General features: G+C 60.5%; 15 protein-coding genes and 1 other RNA gene. 15 read left to right on the top strand and 1 reads right to left on the bottom strand.

What is annotated here, in order from left to right:
* The first annotated feature begins 37 nt into the window (after positions 1-37).
* The 15 genes from ACXHXG_RS08650 (at position 38) to murB (ending at position 16929) form a co-directional block, all read left to right on the top strand.
* Positions 38-595 carry a lytic transglycosylase domain-containing protein gene (locus ACXHXG_RS08650; RefSeq protein WP_283051026.1) on the top strand — a complete coding sequence of 186 codons (558 nt, stop codon included), beginning with the start codon at positions 38-40 and terminating at the stop codon, positions 593-595.
* Positions 596-677: 82 nt separating this feature from the next.
* The gene (locus ACXHXG_RS08645) at positions 678-1871 is read left to right on the top strand and encodes an NAD(P)/FAD-dependent oxidoreductase (RefSeq protein WP_457899038.1); all 1194 of its coding nucleotides are present in this window, start codon (positions 678-680) and stop codon (positions 1869-1871) included.
* A gap of 67 nt (positions 1872-1938) precedes the next feature.
* An RNA gene (gene rnpB, locus ACXHXG_RS08640) (RNase P RNA component class A) lies at positions 1939-2338 on the top strand.
* Positions 2339-2770: 432 nt separating this feature from the next.
* On the top strand, positions 2771-3211 hold the full coding sequence (gene mraZ, locus ACXHXG_RS08635) for a division/cell wall cluster transcriptional repressor MraZ (protein WP_457899037.1): 441 nt from the start codon (positions 2771-2773) through the stop codon (positions 3209-3211).
* Between the two features lie 14 nt (positions 3212-3225).
* Positions 3226-4251: a 16S rRNA (cytosine(1402)-N(4))-methyltransferase RsmH gene (rsmH, locus tag ACXHXG_RS08630; RefSeq protein ID WP_457899036.1), complete on the top strand. Its 1026-nt coding sequence runs from the start codon at positions 3226-3228 to the stop codon at positions 4249-4251.
* 1 nt (position 4252) lies between these two features.
* Entirely contained in the window at positions 4253-4798 is a 546-nt protein-coding gene (ftsL, locus tag ACXHXG_RS08625; RefSeq protein ID WP_457899035.1) for a cell division protein FtsL, read from the top strand.
* Entirely contained in the window at positions 4798-6549 is a 1752-nt protein-coding gene (locus ACXHXG_RS08620) for a peptidoglycan D,D-transpeptidase FtsI family protein (RefSeq protein WP_104823569.1), read from the top strand. Before ftsL ends, ACXHXG_RS08620 begins: the two co-directional genes overlap by 1 nt.
* Before the next feature lie 64 nt (positions 6550-6613).
* Positions 6614-8077, top strand: a complete 1464-nt coding sequence (locus tag ACXHXG_RS08615; protein WP_457899034.1) for a UDP-N-acetylmuramoyl-L-alanyl-D-glutamate--2,6-diaminopimelate ligase — start codon at positions 6614-6616, stop codon at positions 8075-8077.
* Positions 8074-9534, top strand: coding sequence for a UDP-N-acetylmuramoylalanyl-D-glutamyl-2,6-diaminopimelate--D-alanyl-D-alanine ligase (locus tag ACXHXG_RS08610; protein WP_104823567.1), 1461 nt, complete (start codon positions 8074-8076; stop codon positions 9532-9534). Before ACXHXG_RS08615 ends, ACXHXG_RS08610 begins: the two co-directional genes overlap by 4 nt.
* Before the next feature lie 11 nt (positions 9535-9545).
* A complete protein-coding gene (gene mraY, locus ACXHXG_RS08605) occupies positions 9546-10667 on the top strand; it encodes a phospho-N-acetylmuramoyl-pentapeptide-transferase (protein WP_104823566.1) in 1122 nt (373 codons plus the stop codon).
* Between the two features lie 7 nt (positions 10668-10674).
* Complete coding sequence (murD, locus tag ACXHXG_RS08600) at positions 10675-12087, top strand: UDP-N-acetylmuramoyl-L-alanine--D-glutamate ligase (RefSeq protein ID WP_457899033.1); 1413 nt, start codon at positions 10675-10677, stop codon at positions 12085-12087.
* 1 nt (position 12088) lies between these two features.
* Entirely contained in the window at positions 12089-13243 is a 1155-nt protein-coding gene (ftsW, locus tag ACXHXG_RS08595) for a putative lipid II flippase FtsW (RefSeq protein ID WP_457899032.1), read from the top strand.
* Positions 13244-13421: 178 nt separating this feature from the next.
* Entirely contained in the window at positions 13422-14546 is a 1125-nt protein-coding gene (murG, locus tag ACXHXG_RS08590) for an undecaprenyldiphospho-muramoylpentapeptide beta-N-acetylglucosaminyltransferase (RefSeq protein ID WP_457899031.1), read from the top strand.
* Entirely contained in the window at positions 14543-15958 is a 1416-nt protein-coding gene (gene murC, locus ACXHXG_RS08585; RefSeq protein ID WP_104823562.1) for a UDP-N-acetylmuramate--L-alanine ligase, read from the top strand. Before murG ends, murC begins: the two co-directional genes overlap by 4 nt.
* Positions 15955-16929 carry a UDP-N-acetylmuramate dehydrogenase gene (murB, locus tag ACXHXG_RS08580; RefSeq protein ID WP_104823561.1) on the top strand — a complete coding sequence of 325 codons (975 nt, stop codon included), beginning with the start codon at positions 15955-15957 and terminating at the stop codon, positions 16927-16929. The genes murC and murB overlap by 4 nt, the downstream gene beginning before the upstream one ends.
* A gap of 89 nt (positions 16930-17018) precedes the next feature.
* Here the strand turns inward: murB and ACXHXG_RS08575 are convergent, their stop codons facing one another.
* Positions 17019-18344, bottom strand: coding sequence for an MFS transporter (locus tag ACXHXG_RS08575; protein ID WP_104823560.1), 1326 nt, complete (start codon positions 18342-18344; stop codon positions 17019-17021).
* Positions 18345-18558: the final 214 nt, after the last annotated feature.

Raw genomic sequence — 18558 nt, 5'->3', positions numbered from 1 at the left:
GCTGTCCACGGTTCCGCGCTCGGAGACAAAAGACTAAATGAAAAATCTGATTGTTGCGGCGGCAGCGTGCGTGAGCGTGCTGCTGACAGGATATGATTGCGCCTATGCCGACCCCCACGGCGAGAAAACCCAGACCGTCCCCCTGCAGATCATTACGCGTACGGTCGGCTATCCAATGCCGAGTGTCCCCGCCGAATTGCGGGATGCGGAAAATTCCTTCACGACGCAAAATCCCTATTCGGCGCTGATTGCCAAATACGCCAAGCAGAACGGCGTGCCGGTCGAATTGGCGACCGCGGTCATTCAGATCGAAAGCAATTTCAATCCAAAACGGCGCGGTAGTGCCGGCGAGATCGGCCTGATGCAGATCAAGCCCACGACCGCAAAGCTGATGGGCTATTCGGGCAGTGCCAAGGGACTTTACGATCCCGAGACGAACATCAAGTTCGGCATGAAATACCTCGCCGCGGCACAGCAACTTGGCGGTGGACCAACCTGCAACACCATCCTCAAATACAATGCCGGTCATGCAGCAACGCGCATGAATCCGGTCTCGCAGAAATATTGCGGTAAGGTGCTGGCGCTCCTCGATTAATCGCCGCTTTTAAGAGGATCGCGGGTGGGGCGGAATCGCTTTCCATGTTATCGAATTTGCGATCATTTGCGAGGGACATAACATGGCAGCGGATTTCAGGTTCATCGTCGTCGGTCGAGGAATGATGGGGGCTGCTGCCGCGCGCCATCTGGCCAAACAGACAGACGGCATAGCCGTCATCGGCCCGGACGAGCCCGAAGACCGCGCGAACCACCAGGGCGTTTTCGGCAGTCACTATGACGAAGGCCGGATCACCCGCACCATCGATCCCGACGCCGACTGGGCGCGGCTCGCCAACCGTTCGATCGGCCGCTATGCTGAGATCGAGCGCGACAGCGGCATTCAATTCTACGCCCCGGTCGGCTGCCTTGTGGTGGGGTCCAAGCGTGGCGGCGCCCATGACTACGTCAGCAATGTCGTCGATGCGGCAGCTCGGCTCGGTGTCCGGACGGAGCTTCTGGACGACGCTGCGCTGAAGGCGAAATTTCCGTTCTTCTCCTTCGCGGAAGGCAGCGAGGGCGTCTACGAGCCGAAAGGCGCGGGACATATCAGCCCGCGGCGGCTGGTGAAGGCACAGTCGTTGCTGGCGGAGAAGGCGGGGGCTCGCGTCATCAAGCAGACGGTTGTCTCGATCCGCGACGAGGACGGTCTGGTGGTCGTCACAACGGCGGAAGGCGAGACGTTCCGGGCGGAGAGAGTCCTGCTTGCCGCCGGCAGTTTCTCCATTGCCGAGAATCTGTTGCCGCAGCCGGTTGAAGTGAAGGTTTATGGTCGCACTGTGGCTTTCTTCGAGGTGGGCGAGGCGGAGGCCGAGGCGCTTTCGGCCATGCCGTCGCTGATATCTTCGAGGCCTGACCATACCGACAGCATCTACCTGCTGCCGCCGATCCGCTATCCTGACGGGAAATACTACATCAAGATCGGCGGCGATCCGGACGATCTCCAATTCGAAAACGAGCCGGATTTGCGTAAGTGGTTTCGAACCGCCGGTCGCGACAAGGCACGCGATCACCTGACGCGGATCATCCACGAGCTGGTTCCGAGCGTGACAGGGGCACCGACATTCACCAATTCCTGTGCCGTTTCCTATTCGCCGACCGGCTATCCCATGATCGGTTACACGTCGTCACCACGCGTAGCGGTGCTGACCGGCGGTTGTGGTACGGCGGCGAAGAGTTCGGACGAGATCGGCAGGCTTGGCGCGGAACTGCTGCTCGAAGGTCGAATCAAGGACGACGGCTACCGCACGGATTTCTCTGCACATTTCCGCGCTTAGGCCCGAATGCAGATAAAGCCGCATATTTCGATGGCAATTGCCGGCGCTCTCGGCTAATGGAGCCCTGCCAGTTGGCCGGGCAGCCGCGCCTCACCAATGCCGAAAGGCGGTGGGGTGAGGAAAGTCCGGGCTCCACGGAAACACGGTGCCGGATAACGTCCGGCGGGGGCAACCTCAGGGAAAGTGCCACAGAAAGCAAACCGCCTGGTCTTCGGATCGGGTAAGGGTGAAAGGGTGGGGTAAGAGCCCACCGCGTCTCTGGCAACAGCGGCGGCACGGTAAACCCCACCGGGAGCAAAACCGAATAGGGATGACGCGGATCGCGAAAGCGGTCCAGCCCGTTTCCGGGCCGGTCATCCGGGTGGGTTGCACGAGGCGGCGCGCAAGCGTCGTCCCAGATGAATGGCTGCCACGTTCCGGCCTCGGCCGGAGCCATACAGAACCCGGCTTACAGGCCAACTGGCAAATCATATTTTCGACCGGCGTCGATGCTCGTCATTGCCCTGTGGAAACAATTTCTCAAGGCGCCCAAAAGCATTGGTCTGTCGGTCTTCCGACCATGTCGGCGGAGGGGTTTTCGTCTGTGAAAACAATCCGTTTTGGCTCATCGGTTCAGGGCGATCATAACCTTTCGTTAAACTTAACGGGTTATGAATATTCAGGCTGTGGCCACGTCTCTGTGGCTTCATCCCATTGACGCCCATATGGTCCCATGGTATCCCAAAAGCACACTGCACAAGGGCAAATCATCGCCCATTCATCGCAAAGCCATGATCCCTCCTTTCTTGGGGGTGTCGGAAGAGTATCCTCTCTTTCGGCTTGCGAAGCTGTGTCCGATTTTGGCTATGTCTGCGGGCGAATGATCGCCCGTATGTCATGGGAAACGGGTGTTTCGCGTCATGAACCGCTTCCTATCGAATGCGACCAACAGGATCGATGCCAAGGGCCGGGTATCCGTGCCGGCGGCATTTCGTTCCGTGCTGGCGGAGCGCAATATCCAGGAGCTGTATTGTTTCCAGGATTTTGTGTTTCCGGCGATCAGCGTCGGCGGTCTCGATCTGCTCGATCGGTTCGAGCGGCAGATTGCGGCGGACGATCCTTTTTCGCCGGCGGCGAACCAGATGTCGCTCCTCATTCACGGGGGCGGGGTCTTTATGAAGCTCGATGCGGAAGGGCGGCTGATGGTCACGGATTTTATCCGCGGCTTCACCGGTATCGCCAACGAGGTGACCTTCGTCGGTCGGGCGGATCATTTTCAACTGTGGCAGCCGGAGGCTTTTCAGGTCTTGCAGGCGCAGGCACGAGAGGAGCGCAAGCTGGCGGGCAGGCGCTCAGAATAGAACGGGGAAACGGAATGGCGGCGAATCCTGGCGGAGGCTCGACTGATGCTGGTGGCGGACCGGTTCGTCACATTCCGGTTCTTCTTGCTGAGGTGCTTGAGGCGCTGGCACCGGCCGCCGGCAAGGTCATTCTCGACGGCACGTTCGGTGCTGGTGGCTATACCTCTGCTATTCTGTCTGGTGGTGCCGATGTGATCGCGCTCGATCGTGATCCGACGGCGATCGCGGCGGGGCAGGCGATGGTTGTCGCTCATGCGGGCCATCTTTCTCTCATTCATTCGCAGTTTTCGCGGCTTGCCGATCATGCGCCGCAGGGTGGGCTCGATGGTGTCGTGCTCGATATCGGTGTCTCTTCCATGCAGCTCGACGAGGCCGAGCGCGGCTTCTCGTTCAACAAGAACGGCCCGCTCGACATGCGCATGTCGGCAAGTGGCGTATCGGCGGCCGATGTCGTCAACCGCGCCAAGCTCGCCGATCTCATCCGCATCTTCGCCTTTCTTGGCGAAGAAAAGCAGGCGCCGCGCATTGCCCATGCGATCGAAAAGCGGCGGGCGGAAACACCGTTCGTCACCACTCGCGATCTCGCCGGTCTGATCGAGATCGTCACGCCGCGAAAGGCTAAGGACAAGATCCATCCGGCGACCCGTGTTTTTCAGGCGCTGCGCATTTTCGTCAACGACGAGCTTGGCGAATTGGCGCAGGCGCTGTTTGCGGCCGAGCGCGTGCTGAAGCCCGGCGGGCGTCTGGTTGTCGTTACCTTTCATTCGCTGGAAGACCGGATCGTCAAGAAGTTCTTCGCCGATCGCTCCGGCCGTGCCACCGGTTCTCGTCATATGCCCATGGTTCATGAGCGGCTCGCGACCTTCGATCCGATCGGCAAGTCGATGGTTTCGGCAAGCGATGCGGAAGCGGAGGCCAATCCGCGGGCGCGTTCGGCCAAGTTGCGCGCGGGTCTTCGCACCGCTGCGCCCGCCGAGGCTGCCGATCTCTCGATCTTCGATCTGCCCAATCTCGCCAGTCTCGGAAAGCTCGGAGGTTGATATGCTGAAGACTTTTGACATCGTTCTGATTGGCGTCATGACAGCGATGGCCACCGTCACCTACACGATCAAGCATCGTGCCGAGCTGAAACTCGAGGAGGTTCATCGCCTCGAATCGGAAATCAAGCTGGAGAAGGACACGATCGAGCTTCTGAAGGCGGATTGGGCGCTGGTTGTACAGCCAAATCGCCTGGAGCGATTGGTCAACAACTACAGCAGCGAACTCAAATTGCAGCCGACGCTGTCGACGGCGATTGTCCAGCCGAGCGAATTGCCGATGCTCCGCTCGCAGGTTCCGCCGGAAACCGTCGCCGATGCCAAGGATGCTGCCACGCCTGACAAGACGACCAAGGCCGGAAATGCGAAACCCCACGCGAGCGCCAGCGCAGCATCGAAGAGTGGCGACACGACGGATGCCGAGATCAGGAAGGCGATCGCCGATGTCGCCGCCGCTCCCGCGCCGCGTCCTGTCGCCAAGGCGCCGTCGCTGCTGAAGCGCAAAAAACAAGAAGTCGACAATATCGCAACGGGATCGGTGGACGAGTGATGTCTTTTCTTTCGCGCATCATGGTCTTGAAAAGCAAGGCACATTTCTCCACCGACGGCAATAACCGCCCGAATGACGGCTTTGGCCGTTCGACCTTCGAAGGTGCCCGTAAGCGCAAGTCTAATCAGGCCAAAAGCCGCGTCATTCTGTTGGTTGCGAGCTTTGCCGTTGTCTACTGCATCATCGGTGGCCGTCTTGCCCAGTTCGCCATGACGCCGCCGGATACGACGTCGAGCATCCTGCCACCGGACCGGCTGATGGCATCGCGCCCCGATATCGTCGACCGCAACGGCGCACTGCTTGCGACCGATATCCGCACGGTGTCGCTGTTTGCCGAACCGAACAAGATCATCGATCCCGATGAAGCGGTCGAGCAATTGCGCACCGTGCTGCCCGATCTCGACACCAAGGGCACCTATAAAAAGCTGGCCGTCAAAACCTCGCATTTCGCCTGGCTTCGCCGCCAGTTGACGCCGAAACAGCAGAGCCAGATCCTGGCGCTCGGCATTCCCGGCATCGGTTTCCGTCCGGAAAAACGCCGCTTCTATCCCGGCGGTTCGACCGCTGCCCATATTCTCGGCTACGTCAATATCGACAACCGCGGCGTCACCGGTATGGAGAAATATATCGACGACCAGGGGCTTGCCGATCTCGCGGCTGCCGGCATGACCACCGACCAGCCGCTGCAGCCGGTGAAGCTGTCGATCGATCTTCGCGTGCAGGACATCGTGCATGACGCCGTCGTCAATGCCGTCAATAATTTCCAGGCAAAGGGTGCCGGTGCCGCGGTGCTCGACGCCCGCACCGGCGAAGTGCTGGCCATGGCGTCGGCACCCGATTTCGATCCGAATTATCCGAACGAAGGCGCTGCGGAAGGCTGGCTGAACCGTATGACGAACGGCACGTTCGAAATGGGATCGACGTTCAAGACCTTCACCATGGCGATGGCGCTTGATGCTGGCAAGGTGACGCTACGCGATGCCTTCGACGCCACCAATCCGATCCGCATCGGCGGCTTCACCATTCACGACTTCCACGGTCAGCATCGTGTGCTGACGGTTCCGGAAATCTTCCAGTATTCGTCCAACATCGGCACGGCAAAGATTGCCGATATAGTCGGGATCGACGCGCACAAGGAATTCCTGACGCGGATGGGGCTGCTCACCAAATTGAACACCGAGCTGCCGGAAGTGAAGATGCCGACGCAGCCGCGTGTGTGGAAGAAGATCAACTCGATTACAATTTCCTTCGGCCACGGCGTCTCCACCACGCCGCTGCAGACGGCGGTTGCCGGTGCGGCTCTCGTCAATGGCGGCAAGCTAATCGAGCCGACCTTCCTGCCGCGGACCCGCGAACAGGCCGACGCGATCGCCAAGACTGTCGTCAAGAAGAGCACGAGCGACGACATCCGCTTCCTGCTCGATTTCAACGGCTCCAAGGGTTCCGGCCGCGCCGCTCGCGTGCCCGGCTACGATGTTGGCAGTAAAACCGGCACGGCCGACAAGGTCGTCAACGGCCACTATTCGCATACGCTGAACTTCAACACCTTCCTGGCTGCCTTCCCGATCGACAATCCGCAATATGTCATCATGACCTTCTGCGACGAGCCGAAGACCGGTGAACATGGCGGCACGATCTCGGCATACACGGCGGCGCCGATCGCTCGCGATATCATCGCCCGGGCAGCGCCGATCCTCGGAATCCAACCGAGTTTCGGAAACGGTAACTCCGCCTTGCTGGTGTCTTATTAAGCGTGAAAGAATACACGGGTCGATTCGCGAGGGGCGGACTGATCAAGAACGAAAAGTATATTCGATGAACTTGCGGGATATTGCCGGAAATGCGTTTCCGGAACTCAATGAACAAATTGGCGGGACACTTGGCGATCTTGAGATAACAGGCCTTTCCGCCGATAGCCGTAGGGTTGCGCCCGGCATGGCTTTCATAGCTGTCGCCGGCACGAAGGCCGATGGCGCAAGTTTCATTGCTGATGCCGTTTTGCGTGGTGCATCTGTCATTGTTGCCGGCCAGGGTGCGGTCGCCGCTGGTGCGCCGCTGTTGACCGTTGCGGAGCCGCGGCGTTTCCTCGCCGTTGCTGCTTCCCGCTTTTACGACAGGCAACCGGAGACGATGGTCGCCGTTACCGGCACCGCCGGCAAGACCTCCGTCGCTTCTTTCACTCGGCAGATATGGGCGCATGCGGGCCATCCGGCGGCAATGATTGGAACGACCGGTGTTATATCACCGACGCGTAACGATTACGGTTCGCTGACGACACCCGATCCGGTGTCGCTGCATCAGTTGCTTGCCGAGCTTTCGGATGAGGGCGTCACCCATGCGGCGATGGAAGCCTCCAGCCATGGCCTCGACCAATTCCGCCTCGATGGCGTCAGGCTTGCTGCTGCCGCCTTCACCAATCTCGGCCGCGACCATATGGACTATCACCCGACCGTCGAGGATTACCTGGCCGCCAAGATGCGGCTGTTCAGGGATCTGCTGCCGAAAGGCTCGCCGGCCGTGATCTTTGCCGACGATGCGTGGTCGGAACAGGCGATTGCCGCTGCGCGCAACGCGGGGCAGGATATGCGCACTGTCGGCCGCAAGGGCGATTTCCTGGCGTTGAAGCGTGTCGAGCATTTCCGTCATAAGCAGATCGCGGAAGTGCATCTGGGTGACGATATTTTCGAGGTTCACATCCCGCTCGCCGGCGATTTCCAGGTGGCCAATGCGCTCGTTGCCGCCGGTCTTGCCATTTCCACCGGCGTTGCCGCGCCGGTTGCCATGGCGGGGCTGGAAAAGCTCTCCGGCGCTTCCGGGCGGTTGGAACTCGTTGGCCATACCCATGATGGCGCGCTTGCCTATGTCGACTATGCGCACAAGCCGGATGCCTTGGAAAATGTGCTGAATTCGGTACGGCCGTTCACCACTGGCCGCGTCATCGTCGTCTTCGGCTGCGGCGGCGACCGCGATCGTGGCAAGCGGCCGATCATGGGCGAAATCGCTTGCCGTCTCGCCGATGTGGTTGTCGTCACCGACGACAATCCGCGCTCGGAAGAGCCGGCAGCTATCCGCGCCGAGATAATGGCTGCGGCACCCTGCGCCACCGAGATCGGCGATCGCGCCAAGGCGATCCGCGAGGCAGTCGGCATGCTGAAATCCGGCGATACGCTGATCGTCGCGGGCAAGGGGCATGAGGAAGGTCAGACGATCGGCAGCGTGACGCTGCCTTTCTCCGACCATGCCGAACTGCGCAAAGCACTGGAGGAGGTAAAGTCTTGAGCTGGCTATGGACAACTGAAGACATGATCGCCGCCATTGCGGGCCGCTCCTTCGGAGTGCTGCCTGAGGGCGTTACGGGGATTTCCATCGACAGCCGTTCGATCAAGCCGGGCGAAGCTTTCTTCGCCATCAAGGGCGATCGCGTCGATGGCCATGACTACGCCAACTTGGCGATGGCGAACGGCGCGGCGTTGATCGTGATCAGCGAGGCGCGGTTGCCGGCGATGGGCCGGCTGACCGTGCCGAAGATCGTTGTCGACGACGTATTGGCTGGGCTCGCCAGGCTTGGCGTTGCCGCCCGTCAGCGTACGCAGGCGAGCATCATCGCTGTGACTGGCTCGGTCGGCAAAACCACCACAAAGGAGATGCTGCGCCGGACATTGTCGCCCTCGGGCAAGGTGCATGCCTCCGTCGCCTCCTTCAACAATCATTGGGGCGTGCCGCTGAGTTTGGCGCGCATGCCTCAAGATACGGATTTCGGCGTTTTCGAGATCGGCATGAACCATCCGGAGGAGATCCGGCCGCTGACGAGAATGGTGCAGCCGCATGTGGCGATCATCACCACGATTGCGCCGGCCCATCTCGGCAATTTCAAGAACATCACCGAGATTGCCGCTGCCAAGGCGGAGATTTTCGACGGCGTCGTGCCGGGCGGTCACGTCATCCTCAACCGGGACAACGATCAGTTCGATTTCCTGGAGCGCGCTGCGTTGGCCGCTGGCGTCGAGCATGTGCACAGTTTCGGCCAGCATGCCAAGGCAGACGTGCGGCTCGCGGAATTCAACGCCTCGGAAGAGAATTCGACGCTGTGGCTGACAATCGGCGGCGAGACGATGGAAGTGGCGATCGGTGCGCCAGGGCGGCATATCGCGGAAAACGCGCTGGCCGTCCTCGGTGCTGTGATGCTCGTCGAGGCCGATCTCGACAAGGCGGTCGATGCGCTGGCGACGCTGCAGGCGGAAAAGGGCAGGGGGCAGCGCCATAAGCGCGCAATCGCCAATGGCTACTTCACGCTGATTGATGAAAGCTACAACGCCAACCCTGCATCCATGCGCGCGGCCATCGCGCTGCTGGCGACATCTTCGCCGGATGCCAATGTCGGCGCTAGAGCGGGCAGGCGGATCGCCATCCTCGGCGATATGTTGGAAATGGGGGATTATGCCCAGAGAGTGCATGCCAATCTTGCCGGTCCGCTGCTGGCGGCAGGCATCGAGCATGTCTGGCTGGCAGGTCCGGAGATGGCGGCGTTGAGGGATGCGCTGCCGGAAAGTGTTCATGTCGAATATCGTGAGACGACGGAGGAGCTCTCGGAATTCGTGATCAACTCGGTCGCCCCTGGCGACGTTTTGATGGTGAAATCGTCGCTGGGGATAGGATTCGGGAAGATCGTGGCAGCTTTGCTTGACAAGTTTCCAGCATTTGCCGACACGGAGCCCCACTCCCATCAGGGGCTTTAGAAAGGGCTCTTATGCTGATCTGGCTTGCCGAACTGTCGGACCACGTTCATTTTTTCAGTACTCATTTCAGATTTCTCAATCTGTTCAGATACATCACGTTCCGCACCGGCGGCGCTTTGTTCACTTCGGCGTTGATCGTCTTCCTCTTCGGGCCGCGAATCATCTCTTCCCTGCGCGTACGCCAGGGTAAGGGCCAGCCGATTCGCGCCGACGGTCCGCAGACTCATTTCAAGAAGGCAGGTACGCCGACCATGGGCGGGCTGATGATTTTGGCCGGCATCGTCGTGTCGTCAATGCTTTGGGCCGATCTTGCCAACGTCTATGTGGTCGCGACGCTGCTGGTGACATTGGGCTTCGGTGCCATCGGCTTCTATGACGATTATCTCAAGGTAACGAAGCAGAGCGATAAGGGCTTTTCCGGCCGCGCCCGCCTCGGCATCGAATTCGTCATCGCCGCCATTGCCGTCTATTTCATGATGAGTACGGCATTGTCCTCCGGTACCGCCGGTTCGACCTTCGGTTCGTCGATCGCGTTCCCGTTCTTCAAGAATTTCATGCTCAATCTCGGCATGTTCTTCGTGCTGTTCGGTGCTTTCGTCATCGTTTCCGCCGGTAACGCTGTCAACCTGACCGACGGTCTCGACGGGCTTGCCATCGTGCCGGTCATGATTGCCGCCGCCTCTTTCGGCGTTATCGCCTATCTCGCCGGCAACTATGTCTTCGCCGACTATCTGGCGATCAACTTCGTGCCCGGTACCGGCGAATTGGCCGTGGTGTTAGGCGCAGTTATCGGCGCCGGCCTCGGCTTTCTCTGGTTCAATGCGCCGCCGGCGGCCATTTTCATGGGCGACACCGGTTCTCTTGCGCTGGGCGGCATGATCGGTTCGGTGGCAGTTGCTACCAAGCATGAGATCGTCATGGCGATCATCGGCGGCCTCTTCGTACTGGAGGCGCTTTCGGTCATTATCCAGGTCGGTTTCTTCAAGATGACCGGCCGGCGCGTCTTCCTGATGGCGCCGATCCACCATCACTTCGAGAAGAAGGGCTGGACGGAAAGCCAAGTGGTCGTGCGCTTCTGGATCGTTGCGGTCATCCTGGCGATGATCGGCCTCTCGACCTTGAAGCTTCGGTGAGGCGGCGATGATCCCTGTCACCACGCTCAAGGGGAAAAAGGTCGCATTGTTCGGCCTCGGCGGCTCGGGTTTTGCCACCGCGCGGGCGCTTGTCGCCGGTGGTGCCGAGGTGACTGCCTGGGACGACAACCCCGACAGCGTGGCGAAGGCGGCTGCCGAGGGTATCCCGGCCGCCGATCTCAGAACGATCGACTGGAGCGGGCTTTCGGCCTTCGTGCTATCGCCCGGCGTGCCGCTGACGCATCCGAGGCCGCACTGGACCGTCGATCTCGCTCACGCAGCCGGTGTCGAGATCATCGGCGACGTCGAGCTCTTCGTCCGCGAGCGGCGGGCGCATGCGCCGGAGTGCCCCTTCATCGCTATCACCGGCACCAACGGCAAGTCGACGACGACGGCATTGATTGCCCATATCCTGCAATCGAGCGGCCGCGATACGCAGCTCGGCGGCAATATCGGTACGGCCATCCTGACGTTGGAGCCGCCGAAGGCGGAGCGCTACTACGTCGTCGAATGCTCTTCCTATCAGATCGATCTCGCCCCGACCCTCAATCCTTCCGCCGGCATTCTACTCAATCTGACGCCCGATCATCTCGATCGGCACGGCACGATGCAGCATTATGCCGATATCAAGGAACGGCTGGTGGCCGGCAGCGGCGTTGCCGTCATCGGCGTCGACGACAGCTATTCTTCGCTGATTGCCGATCGCGTCGAACGGGCGGGCGGCAAGGTTACCCGCATCTCGCGCCGGCATGCGTTGGCTGACGGGCTTTATGCCGAAGGCAGCCGCATCGTCCAGGCATCGACTGGGGCAACCTCGGACATTGCCGATCTCGACGGCATCCAGACGCTGCGCGGCGGTCACAATGCGCAGAATGCCGCGGCGGCGATAGCCGCATGTCTGGCTGTCGGTGTTTCCGCTGACGATATCCGCGCCGGGCTCAAATCCTTTCCTGGCCTCAAGCATCGCATGCAGCCGGTCGGCCGGCGTGGCCGCGTCGTGTTCGTCAATGATTCCAAGGCGACCAATGCGGATGCCGCCGCACCTGCGCTCTCGAGCTACGATCATATCTACTGGATCGCCGGCGGCCTGCCGAAAGAAGGCGGTATCACGACGCTGGCGCCGCTCTTCCCGCGCATAGCCAAGGCCTACCTGATCGGTGAAGCGGCACCGGCCTTCGCGGCGACGCTCGGCGAGCAGGTGCCCTACGAAATATCCGGCACTTTGGAGCGCGCTGTCGCCCATGCCGCAGCCGATGCCGACAGGGACGAACACGAGATGGCGGCGGTGATGTTGTCACCGGCTTGCGCAAGCTTCGATCAGTACAAGAATTTCGAGGTCAGGGGTGATGCCTTCGTCAGCCACGTGGCTGCGGTCGAAGGTGTCACCATGCTGGTCGGGTCAGCAACAGGAGGCGATTGATATGGTAAGCCGCGTTGAGCGTGGGGCCTTGGCCGAATGGTTCTGGACCATCGACCGTATTTTCCTGGCATTGTTCATCCTGCTGATCGGCATCGGCTTCATGCTCTCCTTCGCGGCGTCGCCCGCCGTCGCCGAGCGCATCGGGCTCGAACCCTTCCATTTCGTCAAGCGCCACGCCCTGTTTTTGGTGCCGGCGATCGCGACAATGATCGGTATCTCCTTCATGACGCCCCGGCAGGTACGCCGCACAGCGGTCATTCTGCTGATCGTCTCGCTGGCGATGATGCTGTTCGCCTTGTTCTTCGGTATCGAGGTCAAGGGATCGCGGCGCTGGGTCAACATCGCAGCGCTCTCCATCCAGCCGTCGGAATTCATGAAGCCGGCCTTCGTCGTCGTCTGCGCCTGGCTGTTTGCCGAGCATGCGCGCCAGCCGGAAATTCCGGGCAATCTCTTCGCCATCATCCTCTTCGGCATCGTCGCCGCACTCCTCGTTGCTCAGCCCGACCTTGGGCAGACGATCCTTACCACCGCCGTCTGGGGTGGCATGTTCTTCATGGCCGGCATGCCCTGGCTGTGGATCGGGGTGCTCGGCGGCCTCGGCGTTGGCGGCTTCGTGACGGCCTATTACGTCTTTCCCCACGTAGCACTTCGCGTCGACAAGTTCTTGACCGGCGAAGGCGACACGTTCCAGGTCGATACCGCCAAGGAAGCGATCATTCACGGCAATTGGTTCGGTGTGGGGCCGGGTGAAGGCATCGTCAAGCGCATCATTCCGGACGCCCATACCGACTTCATCTTCTCGGTGGCTGCCGAGGAATTCGGTGTCGTCTTCTGCATGGTGCTCGTCTGCATCTTCGCCTTTCTGGTGCTGCGCGGCCTGTCGCATGCTTATAAGGAAAAGAATGATTTCAACCGCTTTGCCGTCGCGGGCCTGGTGCTGCAGATCGGTATCCAGTCGATCATCAATGTCGGCGTGAACTTGCAGCTACTGCCCGCCAAGGGCATGACTCTGCCGCTGATCTCCTATGGCGGTTCGTCGATGACCGCCATCTGCGTGACGGCGGGCTTCATCCTGGCCTTGACGCGCCATCGGCCGGAAAAGAGGGCGCAGGATCGCAGCCTCTTTCGTGTGACGCATGGATTGCCGGCGGAGTGATCGCATTGGCCCCGTCTGCGCTTTATCCCCATCTCCCGGATCATGCCTATTCTTCGGTCGCTTTCGCGAAGGTGGGAGTCTATGAAGGAGGTTTGAAGCGCTTCAGTGACGCGGGCATGGCGGCTTCCTATATTAGGGAGATGCCCTCGCGCAGGGGGTATTCGCGGGAGCGAAGATCATGAGTAAAGGTATTATCCTGCTTGCCGCCGGCGGAACCGGCGGCCACGTCTTTCCGGCCGAGGCATTGGCCCACAAGCTGAAGGAGCGCGGTTATTCCGTGCACCTCGTCACCGACAGTCGCGCGGAACGCTATGCCGGCAAGTTTCCGGCTGATGAGATTCATGTGGTGCCGTCGGCAACGATCGGTTCGAAGAATCCCATCAAGGTCGCAAAGTCGCTTTGGACGCTGTGGACCGGCATGCGCGCCGCACGCAAGCTGATCCGCAATATCAGGCCGCTCTGCGTTGTCGGCTTCGGCGGTTATCCGACCATACCGCCGTTGCTTGCTGCGACCCGCATGGGCGTGCCGGCGATGATTCATGAGCAAAACGCTGTGATGGGACGCGCGAACAAGGCGCTCGCCGCCCGTGTCCAGGCGATTGCTGGCGGCTTCCTGCCGGAAAAGGGCGGCGCGTTTCCGGAGAAGACGGTGACGACAGGCAATCCCGTGCGGCCGGCCGTGATCGAAGCGGCGAAGCAGCCCTATGTGCCGTCCGGCCCGGATGATCCTTTCAATCTGGTCGTCTTCGGCGGCAGCCAGGGTGCGCAATACTTCTCCAAGGCAATGCCGACGGCGATCAGCCTGTTGGAGGAGCCGCTGCGCAAGCGCCTGCGCATCACGCAGCAGGTGCGTCCCGAGGATATGGAGACGGTCAATAGCTGCACCAGGCGGCTGGAGATGGGCGCCGAAGTCGCGCCGTTCTTCACCGATATGGCTGAGCGCATCGGCGCCGCCCATCTCGTCATCTGCCGGTCCGGCGCTTCCACTGTATCGGAACTCGCCGTCATCGGTCGTCCGGCGATCCTTGTGCCCTATCCCTATGCTCTGGACCACGACCAGGCAGCCAATGCGGCTGCGCTTGCGGCCACGGGTGGCGTGAAGGTCATTGCGCAAGCCGAGCTGACGCCGGAGAAGCTCTCGACGATCCTGCGCGGCGCGATGACGATGCCGGAGAAACTTGCGAAGATGGCGGCTGCGGCCAAACAGGCCGGCAAACCGGATGCGGCGAGCTTGCTCGCCGATATGGTTGAGGCTATTGCCGCAAAACGTTCAATTCAGGAATTCAAGGGGGCGGGCGTATGAAGCTGCCGAAGGCTATCGGCCTTGTGCATTTTATCGGTATCGGCGGTATCGGGATGAGCGGGATTGCGGAAGTGCTGCATAATCTCGGCCATCGCGTGCAGGGGTCAGACCAGTCGGAAAGCGCCAACGTGCAGCGGCTGCGCGACAAGGGCATCACGGTCCATATCGGTCACAAGGCGGAGAATCTCGGCGACGCGGAAGTCGTGGTCGTCTCCACCGCCATCAAGAAGAGCAATCCCGAACTCACCGCCGCGCGCGAAAAGTTGCTGCCGGTCGTGCGCCGCGCTGAGATGCTGGCCGAGCTGATGCGCTTCCGCAACTCCATCGCCATCGGCGGCACGCACGGCAAGACGACGACCACCTCGCTGGTCGCGACCCTGCTCGAAGCCGGCGGACTTGACCCGACGGTCATCAATGGCGGCATCATCAATGCCTATGGCACCAATGCTCGCATGGGCGAGGGCGAATGGATGGTGGTGGAGGCCGATGAATCGGATGGAACCTTCCTGAAGCTGCCGGCCGATGTCGCCGTCGTCACCAATATCGATCCGGAGCATCTGGATCACTACGGCAATTTCGACGCCGTGCGTGCCGCGTTCCGGCAGTTCGTCGAGAATGTGCCGTTCTACGGCTTCGGCGTCATGTGTCTCGACCATCCGGAAGTGCAGTCGCTGGTCGGCCGCATCGAGGACCGCAAGGTCATCACCTACGGCGAAAATCCTCAGGCCGATGTGCGCTTCATGAATGTGCGCATCGACGGGACGCGCTCGCTGTTCGACATCGAAATTCGCCGGCGCCGCACGGGGAAGGTCATCGAGATCAAGGATCTCGTCATGCCGATGCCCGGCCGTCACAACATTTCCAATGCCACCGCGGCGATCGCAGTCGCCAACCGGCTCGGCATCTCCAATGTGGCGATCGCCAAGGGGCTGGCCTCCTTCGGCGGCGTCAAGCGTCGCTTCACGCTGACGGGCGAATGGAACGGCGTGAAGATTTTCGACGATTACGGCCATCATCCGGTCGAGATCAAGGCCGTGCTGAAGGCGGCGCGCGAAGCCTGCAAGGGCCGCATCATCGCTGTTCACCAGCCGCATCGCTATACGCGCCTGTCGAGCCTGTTCGAAGAGTTTGCCGCCTGTTTCAACGATGCTGACAGCATTTTCCTGGCACCCGTCTATGCCGCCGGCGAAGACCTGATCGAAGGTGCGGATTCGCAAGCTCTGGTGTCGCGCATCAAGGCAGGCGGCCATCGCGATGCGCGCTATCTGCCGTCCCAGGAAGAGCTTGCCCGCATGGTCGCGGAGATTGCGCGACCGGGTGATTTTGTGGTTCTCTTGGGGGCTGGTAGCATCACTTATTGGGCAGCTTCATTGCCAAAGGAATTGGAAGGCCTCTCGGGTAAGTCCGCATGAAACAGGTAAATGGGGAAAAGCTTCTGGCGTCGCTCGGCGACAGCGTAAAGGATATTCGCGGCCGGTTGACGCCGGACGCGCCGATGGATCGCGTCACATGGTTTCGCGCCGGCGGGCTGGCGGAGCTAATGTTCCAGCCGCATGATACGGACGATCTGATCGCTTTCCTGAAGGTGCTGCCGGCCGAAGTGCCGTTGACGGTGGTCGGCGTCGGTTCGAACATCCTGGTGCGCGACGGGGGTATACCGGGTGTCGTTCTGCGCCTCTCGGCGAAGGGCTTCGGTTCGGTCGAGCTCGCCGGTGAGAACCGTATCCTGGCCGGCGCTATTTGCCCGGATAAGCACGTTGCCGCCATGGCCATGGACAACGGTATCGGCGGCTTTCATTTCTATTACGGCATTCCAGGCGGCATCGGTGGCGCGGCGCGTATGAATGCCGGCGCCAACGGCTCCGAGACGCGCGATCGCGTCGTCGAGGTGCATGCAGTTGACCGCAAGGGCAAGAAGCATGTGCTAACCAATGCCGAGATGGGCTACACCTATCGCCATTCGACGGCATCGGACGATCTGATCTTTACGCATGTTCTTTTCGAGGGGTATCCCGAGGATCGGGCCAAGATTCGAGCCGAGATGGATGCTGTGCGGGCGCATCGCGAGACCGTGCAGCCGATTCGGGAAAAAACCGGTGGTTCGACATTCAAGAACCCGGAGGGACATTCTGCCTGGAAGCTGATCGACGAAGCCGGCTGTCGCGGCCTCGTCATCGGCGGCGCGCAGATGTCATCGCTGCACTGCAATTTCATGATCAACATGGGGCAGGCGACCGGCTACGATCTCGAATATCTCGGTGAGCAGGTCCGTCGCGAGGTCTTCGAAAATTCCGGTATCAAGCTGGAATGGGAAATCAAGCGTCTCGGCTGCTTCATGCCCGGCCGCGAGGTCCGGCCGTTCCAGGGTGTGACGACGGAATAACGGGCTCAGATCTGTCTGCAGTTCATAAACTGATTCAACAAAAAGGCCGGGTTTTTGCCCGGCCTTTTCAATTGGTTATGGCGAAGTTCTCAGACTTCGTCGTTGCCTGACAGCAGAATGCCGATCAGCGAAAGAACGGCTGCAATCGTCAGATAGTAACCGACATAGGCGAGGCTGTAATTCGAGGCCAGCCAGGTGGCGATGAAGGGCGCCAGCGAGGCGCCAATAATGCCGCCAAGATTGAAGGTCATCGACGCGCCGGTGTAGCGAACGGCTGTCGGGAACGGAGCAGCAAGCGCAGCACCGATCGGGCCGTAAGTGAAGCCCATCAAGCCGAGACCGATGATCGAGCAAGCGAATGCGCCGCCGAGACCGGCGGTCAGCAGTGTCGAGTAGAACAGGCCGAAGATCAGGATGCCGATCGTCGTCAGGATCAGAACTAGCCGGCGCGAATAGCGATCGGACAAAAGGCCAGAAAGCGGGATCATCAGGCCGAAGAAGACCACGCCAACGAGCTGGACGACCAAGAACTGCTGCTGCGAATAACCGAGACCTGCCGGTGTGGCCGTGAGCGGCCTGGTACCCCAGCTCAGCGTGAATGCCGTCATCAGATAGAACAGCACGAAAGTCGCGACCGCGATGATCGTGCCGAGGATGAGACTGCGCAGATGCGAACGGAAAATAACGGCGATCGGAACGGAAACGCGCTCTTCCTTATCGATTGCGCGCTGGAATTCCGGGGTTTCAGTGATCTTCAGGCGCACATAGAGGCCGACTGCAACAAGCGCCAGGCTGATGAGGAACGGAATGCGCCAGCCATAATTCAGGAAGTCCACATCACTCATGCTTTCGCGCAGGATGAGAAAAAGGCCGGCCGAGAAGATGAAGCCGATGGGAGCACCGAGTTGCGGGAACATCGCGTACCAGCTCCGCTTGCCTTCCGGAGCGTTTTCGGTTGCGAGCAACACCGCGCCGCCCCATTCGCCGCCGAGGCCGAGGCCCTGGCCGAGGCGGCAAAGCGCCAGCAGTACCGGCGCGAGAACGCCGATCGACTCATAGGTCGGCAGCATACCGATCACAACTGTCGAGAGGCCCATGGTCATCAGCGCTGCGACAAGCGTCGCCTTGCGGCCGACCCTGTCACCAAAATGCCCGAAGATCATCGCGCCGATCGGACGGGCGAAGAAGGCGATCGAGAATGTTGCGAAAGACTGTAAAGTCGCCGCAGTCGGATCGGCAGCCGGGAAAAACAGCTTTGGGAAGACGATAACCGCCGCCGTCGCATAAACGTAAAAGTCGAAAAATTCGATCGTCGTGCCGATAAGACTCGCGATCAGAACGCGTGCCTTGGAATTCGCAACAACGCTGTTCGATGACGAGGGGGTCGGCGATAAAGGAGATATCGCGTCTGTCATGGTCCCACCAATTTAGATGATGCTAAGGTTATCTTAGCGGTAAGACGTGTCCTTAGCGCAATTTTTGTTCAGCGCAAACGTCTAAGACGCAAGAAACCGGCAACCCTGCCGCAATCGCTGATTTGAGGGCGAATGAGGTCGCATTTGCAATTTAAGCTAGCGTTTATCCAGCAAAGTCTTGACCAGAATCTCGTTCTCGTAAATGTCTTACTTT

This window comes from Rhizobium sp. LEGMi-198b (genome assembly GCF_054114205.1).
This window is presented reverse-complemented; position numbering and strand designations above follow the sequence as displayed.